This window comes from Mycobacterium sp. B14F4 (assembly GCF_039871645.1).
Taxonomy (GTDB): domain Bacteria; phylum Actinomycetota; class Actinomycetes; order Mycobacteriales; family Mycobacteriaceae; genus Mycobacterium.
Genome location: NZ_JBDPMF010000004.1, coordinates 386,049 through 408,320 on the forward strand (window position 1 = coordinate 386,049; position 22,272 = coordinate 408,320).

Here is a 22,272-nt window from a genome sequence, read left to right on the forward strand (position 1 = left end):
CGGGTAAGCGAGGCGCTTACCGCTTTCCAGAGGCATCGGGGCCGTGTGCGGTCCGGGTGCCTGAGAGGTTGACGGAGAGGTGTTGCTCCTTCGGCGTCCGTGACTGGCCGTCACGGAACTCTCCCGCACAAGGGCGATGCGCCGCCCAGTTTACCGCGGCTGCCCAGCGACCACTCACTGCACGGTTGGCAGCGGAGAAACGTGTGCTAATTGGCCACTCGGCCGGGCCGGAACGTCAGCCGATCTTGCGGTCGCGGTGCTTGCGCCGCGACGCCAGCTCGTCTTCGGGGGTCGCGATGGATTCCCCGCCGTCGGCGCGCTCACCCGGGAAGTCGGCGATCGCGCCGGTCAGTTCCCGCATCGCGCCGGACACGGCGATGCCGAACACACCCTGGCCACCCTGCAGCAGGTCGACCACCTCTTCGGCCGACGTGCACTCGTACACCGTGGTGCCGTCGGAGAACAGCGTGATGTTGGCCAGGTCCTGGACGCCGCGCTGCCGCAGGTGGTCGACGGCGACGCGGATGTTGTGCAGCGAGATCCCGGTGTCCAGCAGCCGCTTGACGATCTTGAGGACCAGGATGTCCTTGAACGAGTACAGCCGCTGGCTGCCGGAACCCGCCGCACCCCGGATCGACGGGACCACCAGCGACGTGCGCGCCCAGTAGTCCAGCTGCCGGTAGGTGATCCCGGCGATCTGGCAGGCGCTGGGCCCGCGGTAGCCGACCAGTTCGTCGGGCACGGAGTCGTCCGGGAAAAGCCCCGCCTGCACGGGTTCGCTGGACGCCGTCATCTGCGGTTCCACACCGTCGCTGGGAGTGGTGAGATCCAGCTGCTCCTGACGTGGCGTGTCTCCCACTTCCAGAATCCTCTCGCCGATCGAGCCCGCATCCGTGTCCTGCCAGGCGCACATTTGCCGAGTCCGAGTGTGTCGAGCATACGCTTCTCGCCGGACCTTCGACTGCTCATCAGTGGTCCAGCCATCAAAGTATGGCTGCCCAAAACCTCGATGCGGAAAACCCTCGCCGCGTGTCGGGGCCGACGAGACGGATCCGTGACAAACGAATAGGGCTACGTCCGAATAGGGCTACGTTCGAATAGGGCTACGTTCGAATAGGGCTACGTCGCCTTGAAGTCGTCGGGCGAGACGCTGTCGAGGAACTCCTTGAACTTCTCCACCTCGTCCTCGCGCACCGCGCCGGCGGCCTCGTCGTCGTTCTCGTCGGGGATCAGCAGGCCCGCCTCGGCCAGTACCGCTTCCTCGACGTAGATCGGCACGCCCACCCGCAACGCGATGGCCACCGAGTCCGATGGCCGCGCCGAGACCTTGATGTCGCGGTCGAAGATCAGGTCGGCGTAGAACGTGCCTTCCTGCAGATCGACGATGCGCACCTCTTTGAGTGAATGGCCAAGCGCGGCAATGACATCTCTGATCAGGTCGTGCGTCAGCGGCCGCGCCGGCTCGACGCCCTGCTGTTCCAGCGCGATCGCGGCGGCCTCCGACTGGCCGATCCAGATCGGCAGATAGCGGTCGCCGTTGGACTCTCGCAGCAGCAGGACCGGCTGGTTCTGCGGCTGCTCCACGCGAATGCCGACCACGCGAACCTCACCCATCTGTGTCTGCCCTCCGCACACAAGAAGCCAGCCGTAAAGCCATCGGTTTCGAGTCTAATCCTCAGCGATCCAGAACGTCGCGCACAGCCGACTTCATCAGTGACGTGTGCAACGTGATCGCCAGCGCGGCCACCTCACGTGCCAGATCGTCGGCGCGGTCACGTGCACCGGCCTTGCCCGCCTTGACCACCGGCCCGGCGATCTGGGCGATCAGGTCGGACTGCCGGTCGGCCGCGGACCGGAACGCGCGCAGGTGCCGGGGCTCGACACCGTAGTCCGCGAGTGCACGGGCGCACTGCGCGATCACCACCGAATGCTCGTCGAAGAAAGTCGCGCCGGGCCCCCGGAAGGAGGGAGTGATCACCCCGGCCTTGACCAGAGCCGTCAGCAGGTCGTCGCCGACACCGGACCGCTCGAGCAGGTCCTCGCGGGACAACCGCACCTGCGTGGGCGCCACCGCCGCGGACCCGTCGCGCTCCCCCGCGTGGCCGGACACCGGGACCAATCGCGGCTGCCCGTAAGCGGATCCGGTCTGCGGCAACTCACCGTCGGGCTGCGCGTCGAGCTGGGCCTTGATGACCTTCAACGGCAGATACTGGTCGCGCTGCGCGGTGAGGATGAACCGCAGCCGCGCGCAGTCGTAGGCGGTGAACCGCCGATAACCCGAGGCCGTGCGCTCCGGGGTGACCAGGCCTTCGGCCTCGAGGAACCGGATCTTGGAAATGGTCACGTCCGGGAAGTCCGGTCGCAGCAGATCGAGGACCGCTCCGATCGACATCCCAGTGAGCGCGGGAGTGTCGGGTGCGGTCATCGTTACTCTTCGCGCAAGCGCTCGTCGACCACTAGCCGGCCTGGCCGCTGTCGTCGCTCTTCGGGCCGGTGAGGAACACCAGGCGGAACTTGCCGATCTGCACCTCGTCGCCGTTGGCCAGCACCGCGGAGTCCACCGGTTCGCGGTTGACGTAGGTGCCGTTGAGGCTGCCGACGTCGACGACCTGGAACTCGCCGCCTTCCAGGCGGAACTCGGCGTGCCGACGGCTCACCGTGACGTCGTCGAGGAAGATGTCGCTGTCGGGATGGCGACCGGCCGACGTCGTCGGCTGGTCGAGCAGAAAGCGCGAACCGGCGTTGGGCCCGCGTTTGACGACGAGCAGGGCCGAGCCCACGGGCAGACCTTCGACGCCCGAGACCGCTCCTTCGGCGCCCGCCGCCGCCGGGGCGTCCAGCTCGTTGAGGAAGTCGGCGCGGAAAACCGATGTCGTCTCCACGGTGACTTCGTCAGACGTCTGGTCGGCCCCAGAGTTCTGGTCCTTCTGTGTCACCCGCTGCTCCTAACTGGCTGTGCGTGGCGATACCGCGTCGGTGTCGACCGTACCGCGCGGTGGGCGTGATTGTGCCCACCACCGCCGGATCAGCCCTAGTTGGCTTCCGGTCTGCTCGACCCTAACAACTCCTCATTCGGTCGCCGTGTTGCGGTAGCCGTCGGCGTCCAGCAGCCCACGAAGCCCCTCCTCCAGCGCCGAGGCGTCGGCCCGCAGCTCGACCAGCCAGCCCTCGCCGTACGGATCGGAGTTCACCAGCTGCGGCGTGCCCTCCAGATCACCGTTGACCGCAACGACTTTCGCGCTGACGGGCGCGTAGAGGTCGGACACCGACTTGGTGGACTCGACCTCGCCGAACGACTCACCGGCGGTGACGTCGGCGCCCACGTCGGGCAGTTGAATGAACACCACGTCGCCGAGCGCCGACTGGGCGTAGTCGGTGATGCCGACGCGCACGGTGTCGTCGCCGGTGCGCTGCACCCACTCGTGTTCCTCGGTGTAGTACAGGTCGGCTGGGATTTCGCTCACGGCGCTCCTCGTTCTTCGGCTCGATTTTGCCGGGGCTCTGCCCATTACTTGACTGGCTGAGCGTATTGGCGCGGTTTCGGTTGCCGCAAGGCGGTCACGTCGACTCGGTCGGCCTGTTGGACCACCATCGTCCCGCCAACCCGCTCCACGCTGTCCACGGCACCGCCGGGGATGTTCATCGCGGCGGCCAGAGTCGGCGGATCGCCAATGGCCAGAACCGAATACGGCGGGTTCAGCGTGGAGCCGTCGACCACCAGGGCGCCGGGCGTGCCGACCACCCAGGTGTCCACGCCGACGCGTACCGAGGCCTGTTGGTCGCCGGCCCGCCCCTGGATCTCCATCGCCTCGGCGCCCGCGTTGCGCAGTTCGTTGATCACGTCGAGCAGGGTCTCGGCGGGCACACCGGGAGCGGTGTCGGTGATGGTCAGCGTGACGCCGGGGCCGGTGGCGGGCACCGTGCCGATCAGGATGGACAGCGCGGCCAGCCGTGCCTGGGCGTTCTCGATTGCCGCCTGGTCGCTGCTGCCCGACGCCTGCAGCTGCGCCAGCGTGCGCTGCAGGTCGGTCACCTCGGTGTTGAGCGCGGCCTCGCGCTGCTGCAGCGAATCCAGCAGCACCAGAAGATCGGCCGGCCGGGCGGTCTCCAGCGAGTCACCGGACTCGTTCTGGCGCGCCTGGGTGACGATCGCGATCCCGAGCAGCACACACAGCACGACCGCCAGTGCGCCGAACACCAGTTGTGACCGGCCCCGCCGCCCGCTCCCTCCGGCCCGCAGCCCGGTGACGTCGGGTGCCGGCGCATCGGGCGGCAACTCGTGGCGGCCGTGCTGTTCCTCCGGCTGCCCGTGTTGGGGGGTGTGCTGACTCATCACGCACCGAACAGTCTGCGCCGCAACGCGGCTGCGTTGCCGAAGATCCGGATGCCGAGCACGACGATGATCGCCGTCGACAGCTGGGTGCCGACGCCCAGCTGATCGCCGACGTAGACGATCAGCGCGGCGACGAGCACGTTGAACACGAACGACACCACGAATACCTTCGAGTCGAAGATGCGCTCCAGGTAGGCCCGAAGCCCGCCGAACACCGCGTCCAACGCGGCGACCACCGCGATCGGCAGGTACGGCTGGACGAACTCGGGCACGTCCGGGTGGAACACCAGGCCGAGCACGATGCCGACGACGAGTGCGGCGATCCCGATCATGTGGCTGGACCCATCTTCCTGGTCACTGTCCAATCTGCTTGGCGAAGTTGATTTCTCGGACCGATCCCGCAGGCAGGGTGAGGGCGTCTCCGGCGCTGACGCTGACTCCCACACCGTAGGAGGATTCCAGCAGCCGCAGCCGCTGCAGGCCGGGGCTGCGGTCGAACACATCCTGCATGGCGTGCGGCGGTCCGACGGCGAGGACCTCGTACGGGCTGCTGATGGGTTGATTGTCGACCAGGATGCCGCCGCCCGCCTGCCGGACCGTGACATTGGGCCCGATCCGGACACCGCCGACCGACAGCGCCTCGGCACCGCTGACCCACAGCGAGTTGACCACCAGCTGCAGGTCGCGGTCCAGGATGATCTGCTGGCTGCCCGGTAGCCGTTCCTTGGACACATCGCTGAGGTCCTCGGAGGTGACGCCCGGGTCGGTGACCGTGATGGTCAGTCCCGGCCCGGTGACCGGGGTGACCGCCGCGGCGAAGTTCGCCCCGTCGAGCTCGCCCAGCAGCTGCTGGCCCAGGGCGTCGCCTTCCAGGCGGCTGCGCCGTTCGGTGTCCACTTCGGCGGCCAGCGTGTCGCGACGGGTGGCGAGGTCGGCGACGGTGGCCTCCTCGCCCCGCACGCTGCCCGCGAGAACCTGTTGCGTCTCGCGCATTCCCGGGGCGGTCTCGCGGGCCTGCGCCATCGCGACGGCGAACACCGTGACCAGTAGCGCCGCGCCGAGGAGCTGCCACACCCAGGCCTGCCACCACGGCCGCACCCGGCCCGCGGCCTTGGCCTCCGCGGCCGCGGCGTAGCCGGGGTCGAGGTGGTCGGACAGCAGCGAGCGCAGCAGCGACGGCACCGGGATCAGCGTCGGCTTGTCGGCCGCATGCGCGTTGCGACCGGCCTCGGGGTCGTAGCCACCGAGCGTGGTCATCGCTGCGCCGCCCTTGGCATGCGCCGCATCACCAACCCGACCTGGAGCAGGTAGAGCACGCCCGACCACAGGTACATCGCCAGGCCCCAGAGCAGGAAGGCCCAGCCGCAGGCCAGGATCACCCGGCTCCACAACGCGTCCCACTGCCCGAGCAGGATGAGCGGCAGGCCGGACATGAGCGCGAACGTCGCCGCCTTGCCGATGTAGGTCACCGGCAGCGCGGTCAACCCGCGGCTGCGCAGCAGCGGCAATGTCGCGGCCAGCAGCGCGTCGCGGCCGACCAGGGTCAGCACGATCCACCACGGCAGCGAGCCGTGGATCGCCATGGCCACCGGAACCACGACCATGTAGATGCGGTCGACGAACGGGTCGAGCAACTCCCCCAGCCGCGACGACTGGTTGTCGACGAGGCGGGCGATCTTGCCGTCGGCCCAGTCGGAGAACCCGCTGAACATGAGCACAGCCACCGCCCACGCGTTGGCGTCCGCCACCAGCAGCAGCCACAGGAAGACCGGAACCAGCACGAGGCGCAGCACGCTGAGCACATTGGGCACCGTCAGCACCCGGTCGCGGGCTGGGCCCCCGTCCTCCGGCGGCGGCGAAGGCGCCCGGCGATGCGCCTCGGTCATGGGCTAAACCTAGCGGAACACACCCGGCAGGCTCAGCGCCGACAACGAGTCGTCGGCCAGCGGATTGTCGTGGACCATGTAGGTCCACGTCGAGGTGGGCCGGGCCAGCTTGGAAAGATCGACACCGGGTTCGTCCTCGATCGCAGGCGCGGTCTCGAAGGTCTGCTGGGCGGCCTCGATCGCGTCGGCGGCCAGTGAGGCGAACGCGTCGACGGCCATCCGGTGGAACTCGTCGATCGGCGACTGATTGCCCAGGGCCCGCAGGTGGATGCTCTCCCGGATGTCGGCGAGGTAGGCCAGGTGATCGGCCCAGCCGCGGTCGAGGTGATACAGCATGATCAGCCGGCAGATCTTCTCCAGCTTCTCCTCGCCGAGGCGCTCGAGCGCCTCGGCGTAGTGCTTCGGCGAGCGCTCGGCCAGCTCCTCGCGCGCGGTCGCGGTGCGCAGCAACGTGTTTCGTCGGTCGACAATGATCGCGCGCTGCTGGGCGATCAGCTGGTTGTAACGCCAGTTGTTGGCGTGGATGTCGAGCATGCGGCCCTCGGCGATGCGCTGGGCGTGGTCCAGCAGGCTCGCGGCCTTACGGCCGACGACGCGGCCGTCCTCGTCGGTCTCCATGGGCAGCTTGTTCGGATCGAGGTGGGCGGTCACCACGTCGTCCTCCCAGCTGGAGAAGAAGACCGACGAGCCGGGGTCGCCCTGGCGCCCGGCGCGGCCACGCAACTGGTTGTCCAGCCGCTCGGTGTGGTGGCGGCCGGTGCCGATGACGTGCAGGCCGCCGAGTGCGGCAACCTCATCATGGTCGGCCTCGTCGGACCCGCCCAGCCGGATGTCGGTGCCGCGACCGGCCATCTGGGTGGACACCGTGACGCTGCCGAGCTTGCCGGCCTCGGCGATGACCGCGGCCTCCTCGGCGTCGTTCTTGGCGTTCAGCACGACGGCGGGCACACCGGCCTTGACCAGCTTCTCGTGCAGCTCCTCCGATTCGGCGACGTCGCGGGTGCCGACGAGCACTGGCTGACGGGTCTCGTGCATCTGCTTGATGTGCTCGACGATCGCGTCGTTCTTGGCGGCCGCGGTGACGTACACCCGGTCGGGCTCGTCCTCGCGGACGTTGGGCTTGTTCGGTTCGATCGGCGAGACGCCCAGCTTGTAGAACTGGCGCAGCTGTTCACCCGCCGCCAGCGCCGTGCCGGTCATCCCGCACACGGTCGGATAGCGGTTGACCAGCGCCTGCACCGTGATGGTGTCGAGCACCTCGCCCGTCTCGGTGGTCTCGATGCCCTCCTTGGCCTCGACCGCGGCCTGCAGGCCGTCGGGCCAGCGCTGCAGCTGGGCGATCCGGCCGCGGGAGGCGTTGATCAGGTGCACCGCGTCGTCGCGGACGATGTAGTGCACGTCGCGCTGCAGCAGCACATGCGCGTGCAGCGCCACGTTGATCTCGGTGAGCGTGGTGGCGACGTGCTCCTCGGAGTACAGGTCGATGCCGCCGAGCTTGGCCTCCATCTTCTGCGCGCCGACCTCGGTGAGGTGCACGTTGCGGCCGTCGCTGTCGGTGTCGTAGTCCGTGCCGGGGGTGAGTTCGCCGACCATCCGGATGATCTCGACCTTCGGCGTCTCACGGTGCGTGGTGCCGGCGAGCACCAGCGGCACCAGCGCCTCGTCGACGAGCACCGAGTCGGCCTCGTCGATCAGCGCGACGTCGGGGTTCGGCGAGACCAGGTCGGCCACGTCGGTGACGAGCTGGTCGCGCAGCACGTCGAAGCCGATCTCGTTGACCGAGGCGTAGGTGACGTTGCACTCGTAGGCCGCCCGGCGCTCGTCGGCGGTGGAGTTCTCGGTGATCCAGCCGACCGTCAGGCCCAGCGCCTCGAGCAGCGGGCCCATCCACTCGGCGTCGCGGCGCGCCAGGTAGTCGTTGATGGTGATGACGTGCACATGCCGTCCGCCCAGCGCGTAGCCGGCCGCGGCGATCGCACCGGAGAGCGTCTTGCCCTCACCGGTCGCCATCTCGACCACGTCGCCGGCCAGCATGCGCAGCGCGCCGAGCAGCTGCACGTCGAAAGGACGGAGCGTGGTCGTGCGCTCGGCGGCTTCCCGCGCGATCGCCAGGAACTGCGGGATGTCGTCCGATTCGGCCAGGTCGTCGAGGTTCAGCAGTTCGGCGGCCTTGCGCAGCTGTGCGTCGTCGAGTGCGGCGGCCTTCTCGTCGAATCCGGCCGAACGGCGCACCTCCGCCATCGATTGCGCCTGTTCCCGGTCGGTGCTGGCGCCGAGCAGCCGCCAGAACCGATTACTGACACGACCTGAGGTGCGGGTCTTGGTCTTCGCCACATAATCAAGGTACGCGGCCCGTTCATCCGGCGAGCGTGCGTGCCTGCACACCACATGCCGCGCGCGGGCGACCGTTCGCGCACCTCCCCGCGGTCAGTCGACCGCGCGGAAACTGACGCGGGTGAAGTCGGTGACGGGTTCGAAACCGATGCGTCGGTAGATGGCGTTCGACGTCGGGTTGGCCAGGTCGGTGAACAGTACGACGTCGTCGACTCCGGTATCGAGGGCCGAGCGGGCGGCCGCGGCGGTGACGGCCGATCCGAAGCCCTGTCCGCGGCGGTCCTCGGGTGTGAAGACCGGGCCGATCCGCGACACCCCGGCCGCGGGCGCCCGCACCATCGCCATGCTCACGGGTGCGCCGTCGAGATCCCAGAGGACGAACTCGTCGCCCTTGACGGCGGCCTCATCGAGAAAGGCTGCGCCTGCGGCGTCGTCGCGGGGATGTCCGAACGCCTCGACGAGGAATTGTTCGAACCAGTCCGTCAGCACGGCGCGATCGCCGTCGCCGGCGGGCCGCGTCGCGCCGGCCACGCCGGTCGGCGGGTGCAGCTCGGCCAACCGGTAGAGCCGCTCCTCGAGCTCGACGACGCCGTGGCGGCCAGTGAGGTCACGCCAGGCGCGGGCGAAGGCGTGGGCGGTGTCGCGGTCGGCGCGTATGCCGGCCAGATCGGGTCTCGCCTCGGCCACCTCCGCTGCGACCAGCTCGACGGTGTCGATCGGAATCATATTGCCCGCCAACGGGTATGGCGGCGTCTGCAGCGCCGCGCCGAAGATTGTCCCGTCGTGCCAGAGGGTCAACAGCAGTGAGTCGCCGGGCAGTGTGCCCGCACGCAGCAGGGTCAACTCGATGGTGTGCGCGACGGGATCGCGGCGATACACCGGTTCGGCGACCGCGCGGAACTCGTCGACGCTTCGGTGGAATCGCACCTCCATCGCTTCAGCATGGGCAGCGACGGCGATCGGGTCGAGCCATTTTCGTCGCGCTCGATCGGGATCGAGGGTGCGCGCAGTGTCGAGATTCCGCGGCGTGTCGTGTGCAAACGCGCACGCGCCAAGGGGTGCCATGGGGCTGGCTAGGCCAGGTTGCTGCGGCGGGGGTAGGCGACCGTCGGATCGGTCAGCGCGTTGACCACCGCGGGCAGCCCCGACGAGAACGCCCGATCGAGCGCGGGCCGCAGTTCGGCCGGCGCCGAGACCAACTCGCCGTGCCCGCCGAGCGCCGAGACGACCTCGTCGTAGCGGGTGCCCGGCCGCAGTTCGGCGACCACCGAATAGCCGTACAACGCCTCCATGGGGTGCTTCTCCAGCGCCCAGATGCCGTTGTTGCCGATCACCGACACCACCTGAACGCCGTGGCGCACCAGCGTGTCCCACTCCATCCCGGAGAACCCGAACGCGCCGTCGCCCTGCAGCAGCACCACCTGGCGGTCCGGCCGGGCAAGCTTGGCCGCCAGCGCATAGCCGGGGCCGGAACCCAGGCAGCCGAACGGCCCGCTGTCGAGCCATGCGCCCGGCAGGTAGCTGTCGATGACGCGGCCCGCATACGAGCCGAAGTCGCCGGCGTCGATCACCACGATCGCGTCGCGGTCGAGCACCGCGTTCAGCTCGGCGTACACCCGCATCGGGTGCAGCGGCGTGCGGTCGTCGCCGAGCTCGTCGGCCTCGGCAGCGCGGGCCGAGGTCTCCACCGCCCGCAGCGCGGCGATCCACGCCTCGTGATCGGGGCCCGACGCGGTCGACAGCGCCGACAGGGTCGTCGTCAGGTCGCCGTACAGGCCCGCGGCCACCTCGCGCGGGTGCGGGCGCTCCGGTGCGACGCGGTCGACGGCGATCAGCGTCGTCTCGGCGCCGAACACCCCGCCGAAGCCGAGCCGGAAGTCCATCGGCACCCCGATCACCAGCGCAAGGTCGGCCTCCTTCAGGGCCTTCGACCGCGCCCGCGAAAACGCCAGCTGGTGGTCGGCGGGCACCGTGCCGCGAGCCATGCCGTTCATCAACACCGGAATGCGCAGCGTCTCGGCGAGGGTCAGCAGCGCGGCCTCGGCGTGCCCCCACCACACGTTGGTGCCCGCCATCACGACGGGCCGCTGCGCCTGCGACAACAGCCGCACGGCGGTGTCGAGCGCGTCGCCGTCGGCCGGTGCCGGCGCGGGCGGGTCGGTCAGCGCGCCGGGCGCGCGGGTGTCGGTGGCCTCGCTGAACACGTGGTCGATCGGGAAGTCGACGAACGCCACCCCCGACGGCGCGCCGACCGCCGCGCGCAGCGCGTCGTCGACCAGCTTGCCTGTCGCGTCCGGCGAGTCCGCGGTGGCCGCGAACCGGGCCAGCGGCGCCACGAACGGGACGTGGTCGATCTCCTGCAACGAGCCCTGCCCCCAGCGCAGCGCGGGCGCGCGGCCGCCGAGCACGACCAGCGGCGACTGGTTCTGCTGGGCGGCGGCCATCGCGCTCATGCCGTTGGTGACGCCGGGCCCGGCGGTCAGCGCGGCCACCCCCGGCACCCGGGTGACCTTCGACCAGCCCTCGGCGGCGAACGTCGCGGTCTGCTCGTGGCGGGTGTCGATCAGCCGGATGTTCTCGGCGCGGCATCCGTCGTAGATGGAGAACAGATGCCCGCCCGAGAGCGTGAAGATCGTGTCGATACCGCTGGCCCGCAGCCGTCGCGCGATCAGATGTCCCGCGTTGACCGTGTTGGAATCCGGAGCGTCGGTGCCCATGGTGGCAGCATAATCAGCCGTGGCCGACGTCCAGGAGACGAAAGTGCTCGTCACTGCGTGAACACCCAGACGTTCGAGCCGTCGCTCGACTGGAGCCGCGAGCACATCAATTCCCTCGTGTGGGTGCTCGAGGTGTTCGCGATCACCGCGATCTGCGTTCTGGTCGTTCTCACGCTCATCGGCCGGTTCACCGAGTGGGGTCGCCAGTTCTGGCGCGTCACCGGCCCGTATTTCACCGGTAGACAGAGCGTTCCAGTGTGGACGGTGCTGGCGGTGCTGTTGCTGCTGACCGTCGTCTCGGTGCGCATCAACGTGCTGCTCACCTACTACGTCAACGATCTCTTCACCTCGGTGCAGGTGGCGTTCCAGGGCGGCTCCCCCGAGCGTGACCTGGCCAAGCAGACCGGTATCTCGGGGTTCTGGGCGTCGATGGTGGTGTTCGGTGTCCTGGCCACCTGCTACATCGCCCGCATGCTCGTCGACATGTACGTCACCCAGCGGTTCATCATGCGGTGGCGGATCTGGTTGAGCCACCGCTTCATCGGCGACTGGCTCGGGGACTTCGCCTATTTTCGGTCGCAGTTCTCACGGCGGCCCATCGACAACCCGGACCAACGCATCCAGCAGGACATCGACAGCTTCACCACCGGCGTCGGCGGCGACACCAACAATCCGATCTTCAACTCCGGCAACACTTTGCTGTTCGGTGCCGTGGAGGCCGTGTTGTCGGTGCTGTCGTTCGGCACGATCCTGTGGCGGCTGTCCGGACCGGTGACGTTGGGCGACTGGGCGATCCCGCGGGCCCTGTTCTGGATCGTCATCGTCTACGTGCTCGTCGTCACCATCATCGCGTTCGTCATCGGCAGGCCGCTGATCCGGCTGAGCTACCTCAACGAACTGCGCAACGCCGGCTTCCGTTACGCGCTGGTGCGGCTGCGGGACGCGAGCGCCGCCGTCGGGATGTACCGGGGCGAGAACGCCGAGCGACGCCTGCTGTCCGAGCGCCTCGCCGCGGTGATGGACAACTACCGCAACTGGTTGCACCGCATGATGCTGTTCTTCGGCTGGAACATCTCCATGAGCCAGGCGATCAACCCGCTGCCGTGGATCGTCCAGGCGCAGAGCCTGTTCGCCGGACGGCTGACGTTCGGCGATGTCTGGCAGTCCTCCAATGCCTTCGGCGCCATCCACGACTCACTGTCCTTCTTCCGCAACGCCTACGACCAGTTCGCCAGCTACCGGGCCGTGATCATCCGGCTGGACGGGTTGGCCGAGCAGAACACGCGGATCCGCTCGTTCCCGTCGGTAGCCATGTCGGAATCCCGGGACGGCACCCTCGAGGTCGACGACGTCGAGGTGCGAATCCCCAACGGAGAGACGCTGGTTCGCGACCTCGACTTCACCCTGGCGCCGGGCGAGGCGCTGCTGGTGCGAGGACCCTCGGGCGTCGGCAAAGACGGTCCTGCTGCAGAGCCTCGCCGGGCTGTGGCCGTTCGGCTCCGGGCAGGCCCTGCTCCCCTGCGACCGCCGCGACGTCATGTTCGTTCCGCAGTTGCCGTACTTGCCGCTGGGCGACCTGCGCTCGGTGGTGTCCTACCCGCTCGAGCCGGGCACCGTCAGCGACACCGAGATCCAGCTGGCCCTGGTCACGGTGTCCCTGCCCCACCTGGTGATCCGGCTGTGCGACGAGCAGGACTGGGCGAAGGCGCTCTCGGTGGGCGAACAACAACGGATCGCCTTCGCGCGGATCCTGTTGAGCAAGCCGCGCGCGGTGTTCCTCGACGAGTCGACCTCGGCGATGGACGCCGACCTCGAGCTCACCCTGTACCGGCTGCTGCACAGCGAGTTGCCCGACACCATCGTGGTCAGCGTCAGCCACCGCAGCACGCTCGAACAGTTCCACACCTGCGAGTTGGTGCTCGCCGGCGACGGCCGGTGGCGACTGGACCGACTCGCCGCAGGCGGTTGAGCCCGCCGTAGCGCCTCCGACGGGTTGTCGAGGTACCTTGCCCGCATGGAAGAGGGAATGTTCGTCCCGACGCTGGACTGGGGCAACGAGCTTCTGACGTCCCTGAGGTGGATCGGTCAGGCGTGGGCGATCGCGGCCATCTGCACGCTGCTGATTCTCGTTTTGCTCGTCAGGTACACCGAATGGGGCCGGCAGTTCTGGCGCATCACCGGCGATTACTTCAAGGGCCCGGAGAGCGTCCGAGTCTGGCTGTGGCTGGCGGTGATCCTGCTGTCGGTGATCGTCGGCGTTCGGCTCTCGGTGCTCTTCAGCTTCCAGGGCAACGACATGATGACGAGCTTCCAGGTGGTCGCGGCCGGCATCGGCAACGGCGACGATGCCGTCAAGGCCTCCGGCAGGGGCGGCTTCTGGCTGTCGATGCTCGTCTTCTCGATGCTTGCGGTGCTGCACGTCTCGCGGATCATGCTGGATCTGTTCATCACGCAACGGTTCATGCTGGCGTGGCGAATCTGGCTGACGGACCGACTGACCGGGGACTGGCTGGAGGGCAAGGCCTACTACCGCGGCCGGTTCATCGACCACACCATCGACAACCCCGATCAGCGCATCCAGCAGGACATCGACATCTTCACCGCCGGGGTGGGCGGCCTGCCCAACACCCCGAACAACACCTCCACAGCCACGCTGCTGTTCGGCGCGATCAACGCCGTCGTGTCGATGATCTCGTTCACCGCGATCCTGTGGAACCTCTCGGGAACGCTCACCCTTCCGATCATCGGAACCGAAATGCCCAAGGCGATGTTCTGGATCCTGCTGGGCTACGTGCTCTTCGCGACGGTCATCGCCTTCTGGGTCGGTAGGCCGATCATCTGGCTGTCCTTCAACAACGAGAAGTTCAACGCGGCGTTCCGCTACGCGCTGGTCCGGCTACGCGACGCCTCCGAGGCGGTGGCGTTCTACCGCGGGGAGGTCGTCGAGCGCACCGGGCTGCGCAAGCTGTTCGCACCGGTCGTGTCCAACTACAAGCGCTACATCAACCGGATGATGGGCTTCTATGGCTGGAACCTGTCGATGGACCAGATCATCGTGGTGCCGCCGTACCTGTTGCAGTTCCCCAGGTTCTTCAGCGGCGAGATCACCCTCGGCGCGATGAGCCAGACGGCGTCGGCGTTCGGCAACATCGAGCAGGGGTTGTCCTTCTTCCGCAACGTGTATGACCAGTTCGCCGGGTACCGCGCCGCGATCATTCGGCTCCACGGCCTGGTCACGGCCAACGAGGAGGGCCGGGCGCTTCCGGAGATCACCACCACGCCGTGTGCGGACGGCACGGTGCAACTCGACGACATCGAGGTCCGGACACCGGACGGCAAGCAGCTCATCAACCCGCTCGATCTGCGGCTGGAGGTCGGCGACACGATGGTCGTCACCGGTCCGTCCGGAGTGGGCAAGACCACGCTGCTGCGCAGCCTTGCCGAGCTGTGGCCGTTCACCTCGGGTACGTTGACCAGGCCCTGCGGGCCGAACGAGACGATGTTCCTGTCGCAGCTGCCCTATGTGCCGCTCGGTGACCTTCGGGGCGTCGTGAGCTACCCCAACGAGGAAGGCGTGGTGGACGACGCAACGCTGGAGCGCACGCTCGACGAGGTGGCGCTGCCGCATCTCGTGGGCCGGCTCGACGAGGTCCAGGACTGGGCCAAGGTGCTCTCCCCCGGCGAGCAGCAGCGCATCGCCTTCGCCCGCATCCTGCTGACCAAGCCGAAGGCGGTGTTCCTCGACGAGTCGACGTCCGCGCTCGACGAGGGCGTCGAGTTCATGCTCTACCAGTTGGTGCGGACCCGACTTCCCGACACGATCCTGGTCAGTGTCAGCCACCGCAAGACCGTCGAGCAGCACCACACCCACGAGCTGGAACTGCTCGGCGAGGGCGAGTGGCGGTTCAGCCGCATCGAGGGCACCGAACCGGTGCCGGTCTAGCGTCGCGCCGCGGCGTGGGCGCCTGCGCGCCTGCCGAAGAACGACCCTTCGCCCAGTTGCGTTCCGCTGGCGTAGCCCTTGCCGTCCTGGGCGATGTTCGACGCGCAAGCACCTGCGGCGTACAGGCCGGGAATCGCCGAGCCGTCCTCCCGCAGCACCTCGCCGTCGATCGACACCGCCAGGCCGCCCATGGTGAACCCCGAATACATCGCCCGGCCCAGCGACAGGTCGAACACCGCGTACGGTCCTTTATCCTGTGCCGCAACGTATTCGGGCTGTTTGTGGAAGTCGGGGTCCTCGCCGCGCGCGGCGCACTCGTTGTACCGGTTCAGCGTGGCGACCAGGTTGCCTTCCGGAATACCCAGCGCCGCTTCGACTTCCTCGATCGTCTCCCAGCCGTCGAGGAACTTGATCAGCGGCATCTCGGGCATCTCCATGTGCGCCTCGTCGACGATCAGATATGCCGTCTGCTCCGGCTGCTCGAGGACGAACGCCGAGGTGCGCGAGTGATAGGAGTCCTCGGCGACGAAGCGCATGCCGTCCTTGTTGACGATGATCCCGGTCAGCAGGATCTCCGGCGGGTACGCGGAGGCGGTGATGAACAACTGGTCCATGTTCTTCGTCGCCCCGCCCGCCGACATGCCGAGCCGGATGGCCAGGCCGTCGTCGTTGGGATTGCCGAGAATGTAGGGCTCGACCTCCCCGTGGTGCTTGGTCTTTCGCTTGTGGCCCAGCGCAGGCGTGTACTCGGCGACCATGTCCGGGTTCATCGCGAAGCCGCCCGCGGCGATGATGACGGACTTGGCCTTGATCGCACCGGTTTCGCCGAAGTGCTTCCACTGCACGCCGACGACCCGGCCGTCCTCGACCACCAGGTTGGTCACCCCGGTCTCGTAGCGGATCTGCACCCCGAGATCGGCGGCACGCTTGACCAACAGGTCGATCACCATCGCGGCGCCGCCCAATTCGCCCGGCACCGGCACCGAGTGGCCGCGTGGCGCGGGCTTGGCCTGCTCGCAGTACGGCCAGACCTTTTCGTTGCCGGTGTAGGACAGGCCCTCGGTGCCCGGCGGAACCACCACCTTGCCGGGATAGAAACTGCGCTCGAATTGGAAGCCGAGCGCCTCCAGCCACTCGAAGTGCTCGACGCTGCCCTCGCAGTACGCCCGGATCTTGTCGAGTTCGGGTTCGCGCGACATCGCGACGAGGTAGGAGTACATCTCCTCGGCGCTGTCGTCGTGGCCGGTGGCCTTCTGCACCGCGGTGCCGCCGCCGAGGTAGAAGTGGCCGCCGGCCATCGAGGTGGTGCCGCCCGCATCGGCTGCCTTCTCGAGCACCAGCACCCGCGCACCGTCGGCGGCGGCGCTGACCGCCGCACATCCGCCCGCGATGCCGAACCCGATGACGACCACGTCGGTCTCGTCGGACCACGACATCACATCGGCCGCGGCCACGGTGACGGGGATCTCGGTATTCACTTCTGCTCCTGTTTCACGTATTCGAAGAATGCCTTGATGTCGTCGGGGATGTACGCGATCTCGACATAGGGCACGCCCGCCGCCTGTGCCGCGACGTAGGCGAACCGCATACCGCCGGGCATCACGCCTTGCGCGACGACCGACGCCCCGCCGCGCTCGGCGTCGGCCAGCGCGGCGTCGAACTCCTCGACGCCGGACTTCTCCACGCAGATGTGGTGCAGGCCGGGCCCGACCGCGTCGAGGAACTCGGTGTAGACGCTGTCCCCCGAGACCGGCGCGATGAGTTCCAACTGGGTGTCTCCGGCGTAGCTCAACGAGATGCTTGCCACGAAGTCCGCAGGCCGGCCGTGGAAGGTACACGCGTCCGGTGCGAAGTGGACCTCGGGCATGCGCACCCACTTCTTGGCGCCCAACAGCATGCCGAGCGCCCGCTCCGTGGCATTGAGGTCCCGCGTCACCCACGCGATCTGGACAGGTGTCTGGGCAAGCATCGGGTCGAGGATATCGCCGGCCGGCGGCGTTGGCTAGAACGTGTTCTAGTTCATCCCTCGCCGAAGTAGGCCCTCAGGCAGCGGTCGGCCGACTCACGGGCCGATTCGGCGTCCTCGCCGGCGGCGACGCTGGCGGCGTACCACTCTTCACCCGACGACCGCAGGAAGCGCCTGCCCTCCTCGGTGGTCGTCCACTCCTGTCCCTCCGCCGGGTCGACGGCCTCACCCGAGGCCAGGTGCAGCGCCAGGCCCAGCAGCATGGAGTCCCACCCGATGCCGACGGCGCCGGGACCGAACTGGCGCCACGTGTCGTCGTCCACCTGGGCGATGTGCTCGATCAGCAGTCGCGCGCGGTCAGCGCCCTCGCTTAGCACGCTGACGTCGATCCAGCTAACGCTGCCGCCGGACTCCCAGGTGGCGGTGAAGTTCTTCGGCGGGTCGCAGCTCAGCACGGTTCCGTTGGCGTGGCCCTGCAACTGGTAGGAGCCGCCGACGGTCAGTTCGCCGGAGATCGGCAGGAACCACCGCGCGATCCGGTCGGCGGTGGTGATCGCTTCCCAGAGGTCATCCTGATCGGTGTCGTAGGCCTGGCTGATGGTGACGACGCGCGCGGTCCCCTGCTCGATCGTGCGGGTCCCGACGGTGCGCTGCACCGCGTTGATCTGGTGGTCGACGTCGATGTCTTTCATGGTGCCTTCCTTCGTCGGTCTCGTTTTCCGCGGGCGATCTCGGTGTCGAGCGCGTTCAGGTGCGGGGTCCAGAAGCGGCGGAACGCGTTCAGCCACTCGTCGACGTCCTGCAACGCCGCGCCGTTGACGGCGTACAGCCGGCGTTGGCCGTCCGGCCGCACCGTCGTGAAACCGTTGTCCCGCAACACCTTCAGATGCTGCGACACCGCCGGTTGGGTGATCGCGAACTCGTCTTGGATGGTGTCGCCGATCGCGCCCGCCGACATCTCGCCGTCGGCGAGCAGTTCGAGGATGCGGCGACGCACGGGGTCTCCCAGGACGTCGAACGCGTGCACCACCCGAAGGTATAGCGTGAACTTATATAAGTCAAGGCTTTATTGTTCGAGGAGGCTGGGTAGCTCCGGCGACCCTGGGGTTCGGTGAGCGCCGATGTCAGGGCACCGCGACCGGCGGGGTCACGCTGTTGGATGCCGCCGAGATGACGTCCTCGCGGGCCTGCTGGCTGGCCGCCTGCCACGACACCGCCGCGGGGAACCGACCCCAGGTGCTGTTGAACATGCCGATGATCGCGGCCCTGCCGTCGGGGGTGAAGACATACACCGGCCCGCCGGAGTCGCCCTTCTGGCTGACCACGCCGTTGGCCATGGTGAACCAGCCGTTGTTGATCGCCTCGATGGTGCCGCAACTCTCGCCGGTGACGACGCCGAAGTGGCACACCGACTGTCCCTGCGCCGGCACCACCGTGGGATCGGACACCAGCACCCGGCCGCCCGGCAGGATGTTGTTGATCATGACCTCGGGCGCCAGGGTGATCGCCATCCAGTCGGCGATCTGGTGGTTGGTGTCGACGGTGGCGCCGTTGGGGGTGTTGTCGCGGAACACGGTCTGCATCCCGATGAGGTTGCCATCCTTGTCGCGCACTGGCCCGCTGCCGCGGCAGTGGCCCGCGGTGAAGGCGATCCGCGCTCCGGGGTCGACGTAGCCCAGCGTGCAGACGTTGGTGTCCTGGCGGATCTCCATCCCGGGAAACACCAGCACCCCGGGGGTCGCCTGGGCCGGCGTGGAAAAAAGCGTGAGTGCCCCGATCGGGGCGATCGCCGCTGCAAGTAGGCGTGACCATCGACGGCGCACTGTCGCCTCCGCTCTTGGGACCAGGTTGACACGGTACCGACGCGTCGTGGACCCCCTTACCCGAGCGACAAAACCCACAACCACGCCCGACCCGGAGCAACCACTCGACGATGGTGCCGTCACTTGCCCATCGGTCAAGATCTCCGCGGTGTTACGGAGCGGCCACGGCTACGAGTCGAAGCCCAGCCCCAGCGCATCGAGGGTGCGCAGCAGCAGGTTGCGGCGGCCCGCCGAGTGGTCGGCCCGATCCAGTGACCACCGCGTCGCCTGAATGCCGGCGCTGGCCAGGGGTTCGGGCGGAAACGGCGGCGGCCGCCGGCGCACCATCTGCAGTTCGGTGCGCGGCGTACGCCGGTCCTGGAGAAGATCCAGGCACACGTCGGCGGCGAACCGGGCCGCACCCACGCCCAGGCCGGTGAAGCCGTTGACGTAGGCGACCCGGCCGTCTCGCGCCAGGCCCCAGTGCGCACAGAACCGGGTGTTGGTGTCGATGGCGCCGGCCCAGCGGTGGCTGAACCGGACGTCGTCGAGTTGCGGGAACGTGAGGAAGAAGTGCGCCGCGAGCCGGCGGTACGTTTCGCACCGGTCCTCGTAGCGGGCGTCGACCCGGCGCCCGAAGTGGTAGACGGCGTCGTAGCCGCCCCACACGATGCGGTTGTCCATGGTCAGGCGGTAGTAGTGAAACTGGTTGGCGCAGTCCCCGATCCCCTGTCGGTTGCGCCAGCCGATGCGGTCGAGCTGGGCGTCGGTGAGCGGGTCGGTGGACAGCACGTAGTCGTAGACGGGCACGGTGTGCAGCCGGTTGCGCTTGAGCAGGCTCGGGTAGACGTTCGTGGCCAGCACCGCCTGCCGGGCGGTGATGACGGCCCCTGCGGTGTGGACCCGCAGGCCGACGCCGCCGGAGTCCAGCGCGTGCGCGTTGGTGTGCTCGTAGATCCGCACGCCGGCTTCGTGGCACGCTCTCGCGAGTTCGAACGCCAGCTTGGCGGGGTGGACGATGGCACAGGTGTCCGGGCTCTCCACCGCGGCGAGATAGGTGGGCGAGGCCACCTCGCGGCGGACGTCGGCCATCGGCAGCAGCCGTCCCACCCCGTCGGCGGCGGCCTGCTCGAGCCACTCGACCTGATGCGGCTCGGTGGCCACCTGCAGCATGCCGGTGCGTTGCCACTCGGTGTCGAGGCCCAACTCCTCGATCTCGGCCTGCATACCGGCGAGGTTCTCCGAGCCCATCCGCTCGAGCGTGTCGATCTCGTTGGGCCACCGGGCCGTTCCGTTCTCCGTCCCGTGCGTCAGGCTGGCCTCGACGAAGCCGCCGTTGCGGCCCGATGCGGCCCATCCGATCCGATTGGCCTCGACGAGGACGATCCGTTGCTCCGGGTTCCGCCGGGCGGCATGCAGTGCGGTCCACAGCCCGGCGTACCCGCCGCCGACGACCACGAGGTCACACGTGGTGGGCCCGGCCAGCGTCGGATACCGCGGCCGGGGGATGTCGAGCCACATCGAACCGAACGTGCTTGCCGCAAGCGAACGTTCGACGAGTCCGGGGTCGACGTGGGCATCGAACACCGTCTTCACATCGCGGAGACTACGGCGCCTTCGGTGGGGCCGCCGCAGAACGACGCCTGACACGGCGTCGTCCGCCGATGAAGCGGGTCAGTACCGGGCCGGCGATGGCGAGGATGAACACGTACGGCGTCGCGACCGCACTCACTTGCGGGATCGAGGCGCCGACCAGTCCGATGATGACGAGCGAGAACTCGCCGCGGGCGATCAGCGCGGTCCCGGCGCGCAGCTGACCCGGCCGCGCCACCCCCTCCCGGCGCGCGGCAAACACCCCGGTCAGCACCTTCGTCAAGCCCGTCACCACCGCGAGCGCGACGGCGGCCGGCAGCATCGGCGCGAGGTCGGCCGGATCCACCGAGTATCCGATGGCCAGGAAGAACACCGCCGCGAACAGGTCGCGCAGCGGGCTCAGCACCGTGCGGGCACGGCCGGCGGTGTCACCGGTCAGCGTCAGCCCGACCAGGAACGCGCCGACGGCCGCCGAGGCGTGCACGAACTCGGCCAGCGCGGCGACGATCAGAGTCAGCCCGAGGATGCGCAGCAGCAGCTGTTCGTCGTCCGGATGGGCCACGAGCCGCCCGACGTGATGGCCCCACCGGTAGGAGACCAGGAAGGCGACGATCAACGCGGAGACGGCGATGGCCATCCCCAAGAGGGCCTGCAGCAGGCTGCCGCCTGAAGCGAGGACGGCCAGCAGCGGCAGGTAGGCGGCCATCGCGAAATCCTCGAGCACGAGGACCGACAGCACGGCCGGTGTCTCGCGGTTGCCTAGGCGGCGCAGGTCGGCCAGCAGCCGGGCGATGACCCCCGACGACGAGATCCAGGTGACGCCGGCCAGGGCGATGATCCCCACCGCGTCGAGGCCCAGCAGCGCACCGGCGATCGCGCCCGGCGCCGCGTTGAGCACGAAGTCCACCCACGCGGACGGCATGTGTTTGCGCAGGCTGCTGGCGAACTCGGGGATGGTGAACTCCAACCCCAGCGTCAGCAGCAGCAGCACCACACCGATCGACGCGCCGGTGCGCAGGAACTCCCCCGCCGCGGGTATCGGCGCCAATCCGCCATCCCCGAGCGCCAGGCCCACCAGCAGGTAGATCGGAATCGGCGAGAGCGCGAACCGGCGCGCGACGCCGCCCAGGACGGTGAGCACGGTGAGGATGACGCCGAGCTCGAGAAGCAGCGCCGTCGAGATCGGCACCGCATCAACCCCGGGTCACGAGGTCTTCGACGCCCGAGATGCCCTGCTCGGTGCCGATGACCACCAGGACGTCGCCGGCCCGCAGGATGTCGGTGGGCCCGGGCGACGCGAGCACGGCGTCGTCGCGCACGATCGCCACGATCGACGCTCCGGTGCGGGTGCGGGCGCGGGTGTCGCCGAGCGGGTGGTCGACGAACGGGCTGTCCGGTGCCACCGCCACCTGTCCGGCGTTCAGCCCGGGCACCTCTCGGGTGAGATCGGCGAAGCGCTCGGCGATGCGCGGCGCGCCCAGGATCTGCGCCACCGCGTCGGCCTCCTCCTGTGTCAGCCGGAAGACCTCCTGGGCCTGGTCCGGGTCATCCCTCGGATACATGACGACCTCGAAGTCGCCGGTGCGCCTGGCGACCACGCCGATGCGGTCGCCGTCGCTGTTGTCGAACTCGTAGCGCAACCCGACGCCGGGCAGCAGCACCTCTCTGACGTCCATACCTACATACTGCGGTGTCGGC

Annotated in this window: 21 protein-coding genes, 1 pseudogene and 1 riboswitch; of the genes and pseudogenes, 2 read left to right on the top strand and 20 right to left on the bottom strand. The window is 68.6% G+C overall.

Going from position 1 to position 22,272, the window contains the following annotated elements:
- Positions 1-38 precede the first annotated feature (38 nt).
- A riboswitch (glycine riboswitch) is annotated at positions 39-136 on the bottom strand.
- 99 nt (positions 137-235) lie between these two features.
- From ABGB19_RS14285 to ABGB19_RS14340, 12 genes are all read right to left on the bottom strand, one after another.
- Positions 236-859 (bottom strand): MerR family transcriptional regulator, encoded by a 624-nt coding sequence (locus ABGB19_RS14285; protein ID WP_347686601.1) that lies wholly within the window; start codon positions 857-859, stop codon positions 236-238.
- A gap of 260 nt (positions 860-1,119) precedes the next feature.
- Positions 1,120-1,614, bottom strand: coding sequence for a bifunctional nuclease family protein (locus tag ABGB19_RS14290; protein ID WP_083408741.1), 495 nt, complete (start codon positions 1,612-1,614; stop codon positions 1,120-1,122).
- 61 nt (positions 1,615-1,675) lie between these two features.
- A complete protein-coding gene (locus ABGB19_RS14295) occupies positions 1,676-2,425 on the bottom strand; it encodes a MerR family transcriptional regulator (protein ID WP_347686602.1) in 750 nt (249 codons plus the stop codon).
- Between the two features lie 31 nt (positions 2,426-2,456).
- Positions 2,457-2,936 carry a glycogen accumulation regulator GarA gene (gene garA / locus ABGB19_RS14300; RefSeq protein ID WP_347686603.1) on the bottom strand — a complete coding sequence of 160 codons (480 nt, stop codon included), beginning with the start codon at positions 2,934-2,936 and terminating at the stop codon, positions 2,457-2,459.
- Between the two features lie 132 nt (positions 2,937-3,068).
- Positions 3,069-3,464, bottom strand: coding sequence for a glycine cleavage system protein GcvH (gene gcvH / locus ABGB19_RS14305; protein WP_347686604.1), 396 nt, complete (start codon positions 3,462-3,464; stop codon positions 3,069-3,071).
- Positions 3,465-3,508: 44 nt separating this feature from the next.
- Positions 3,509-4,333 (bottom strand): DUF881 domain-containing protein, encoded by an 825-nt coding sequence (locus ABGB19_RS14310; RefSeq protein ID WP_347686605.1) that lies wholly within the window; start codon positions 4,331-4,333, stop codon positions 3,509-3,511.
- Positions 4,333-4,665 (bottom strand): DUF1290 domain-containing protein, encoded by a 333-nt coding sequence (locus ABGB19_RS14315; protein ID WP_068147896.1) that lies wholly within the window; start codon positions 4,663-4,665, stop codon positions 4,333-4,335. The genes ABGB19_RS14310 and ABGB19_RS14315 overlap by 1 nt, the downstream gene beginning before the upstream one ends.
- Before the next feature lie 22 nt (positions 4,666-4,687).
- Positions 4,688-5,590, bottom strand: coding sequence for a DUF881 domain-containing protein (locus tag ABGB19_RS14320; protein WP_347686606.1), 903 nt, complete (start codon positions 5,588-5,590; stop codon positions 4,688-4,690).
- Positions 5,587-6,219 (bottom strand): CDP-alcohol phosphatidyltransferase family protein, encoded by a 633-nt coding sequence (locus tag ABGB19_RS14325; RefSeq protein WP_347686607.1) that lies wholly within the window; start codon positions 6,217-6,219, stop codon positions 5,587-5,589. Before ABGB19_RS14325 ends, ABGB19_RS14320 begins: the two co-directional genes overlap by 4 nt.
- 9 nt (positions 6,220-6,228) lie before the next feature.
- Positions 6,229-8,553 (bottom strand): accessory Sec system translocase SecA2, encoded by a 2,325-nt coding sequence (secA2, locus tag ABGB19_RS14330; protein WP_347686608.1) that lies wholly within the window; start codon positions 8,551-8,553, stop codon positions 6,229-6,231.
- Positions 8,554-8,646: 93 nt separating this feature from the next.
- Positions 8,647-9,486: a GNAT family N-acetyltransferase gene (locus ABGB19_RS14335; RefSeq protein ID WP_347686609.1), complete on the bottom strand. Its 840-nt coding sequence runs from the start codon at positions 9,484-9,486 to the stop codon at positions 8,647-8,649.
- A gap of 140 nt (positions 9,487-9,626) precedes the next feature.
- A complete protein-coding gene (locus ABGB19_RS14340) occupies positions 9,627-11,270 on the bottom strand; it encodes an acetolactate synthase (protein WP_347686610.1) in 1,644 nt (547 codons plus the stop codon).
- Between the two features lie 57 nt (positions 11,271-11,327).
- On the opposite strand from ABGB19_RS14340, the pseudogene ABGB19_RS14345 reads away from it, so the two are divergent.
- Together ABGB19_RS14345 and ABGB19_RS14350 are read left to right on the top strand one after the other, a co-directional pair.
- A pseudogene (locus ABGB19_RS14345) lies at positions 11,328-13,239 on the top strand (ABC transporter ATP-binding protein/permease).
- A 45-nt stretch (positions 13,240-13,284) separates the two neighbouring features.
- On the top strand, positions 13,285-15,213 hold the full coding sequence (locus ABGB19_RS14350; RefSeq protein ID WP_347686611.1) for an ABC transporter ATP-binding protein/permease: 1,929 nt from the start codon (positions 13,285-13,287) through the stop codon (positions 15,211-15,213).
- On the opposite strand, the gene ABGB19_RS14355 is transcribed toward ABGB19_RS14350, so the two are convergent.
- The 8 genes from ABGB19_RS14355 to ABGB19_RS14390 form a co-directional block, all read right to left on the bottom strand.
- Positions 15,210-16,691, bottom strand: coding sequence for an FAD-binding protein (locus ABGB19_RS14355; protein ID WP_347686612.1), 1,482 nt, complete (start codon positions 16,689-16,691; stop codon positions 15,210-15,212). The genes ABGB19_RS14350 and ABGB19_RS14355 overlap by 4 nt on opposite strands.
- On the bottom strand, positions 16,688-17,182 hold the full coding sequence (locus ABGB19_RS14360) for a VOC family protein (RefSeq protein WP_347686613.1): 495 nt from the start codon (positions 17,180-17,182) through the stop codon (positions 16,688-16,690). Before ABGB19_RS14360 ends, ABGB19_RS14355 begins: the two co-directional genes overlap by 4 nt.
- 50 nt (positions 17,183-17,232) lie before the next feature.
- Positions 17,233-17,871: an SRPBCC family protein gene (locus ABGB19_RS14365; RefSeq protein WP_347686614.1), complete on the bottom strand. Its 639-nt coding sequence runs from the start codon at positions 17,869-17,871 to the stop codon at positions 17,233-17,235.
- Positions 17,868-18,206 (bottom strand): metalloregulator ArsR/SmtB family transcription factor, encoded by a 339-nt coding sequence (locus ABGB19_RS14370; RefSeq protein ID WP_347686615.1) that lies wholly within the window; start codon positions 18,204-18,206, stop codon positions 17,868-17,870. Before ABGB19_RS14370 ends, ABGB19_RS14365 begins: the two co-directional genes overlap by 4 nt.
- A 97-nt stretch (positions 18,207-18,303) precedes the next feature.
- Positions 18,304-18,966, bottom strand: coding sequence for a hypothetical protein (locus tag ABGB19_RS14375; RefSeq protein ID WP_347686747.1), 663 nt, complete (start codon positions 18,964-18,966; stop codon positions 18,304-18,306).
- Between the two features lie 204 nt (positions 18,967-19,170).
- On the bottom strand, positions 19,171-20,577 hold the full coding sequence (locus tag ABGB19_RS14380) for an FAD-dependent oxidoreductase (RefSeq protein WP_347686616.1): 1,407 nt from the start codon (positions 20,575-20,577) through the stop codon (positions 19,171-19,173).
- A 10-nt stretch (positions 20,578-20,587) separates the two neighbouring features.
- Positions 20,588-21,763 carry a cation:proton antiporter gene (locus ABGB19_RS14385; RefSeq protein ID WP_347686617.1) on the bottom strand — a complete coding sequence of 392 codons (1,176 nt, stop codon included), beginning with the start codon at positions 21,761-21,763 and terminating at the stop codon, positions 20,588-20,590.
- Positions 21,764-21,767: 4 nt separating this feature from the next.
- Positions 21,768-22,250: a cation:proton antiporter regulatory subunit gene (locus ABGB19_RS14390; RefSeq protein ID WP_347686618.1), complete on the bottom strand. Its 483-nt coding sequence runs from the start codon at positions 22,248-22,250 to the stop codon at positions 21,768-21,770.
- Positions 22,251-22,272 lie beyond the last annotated feature (22 nt).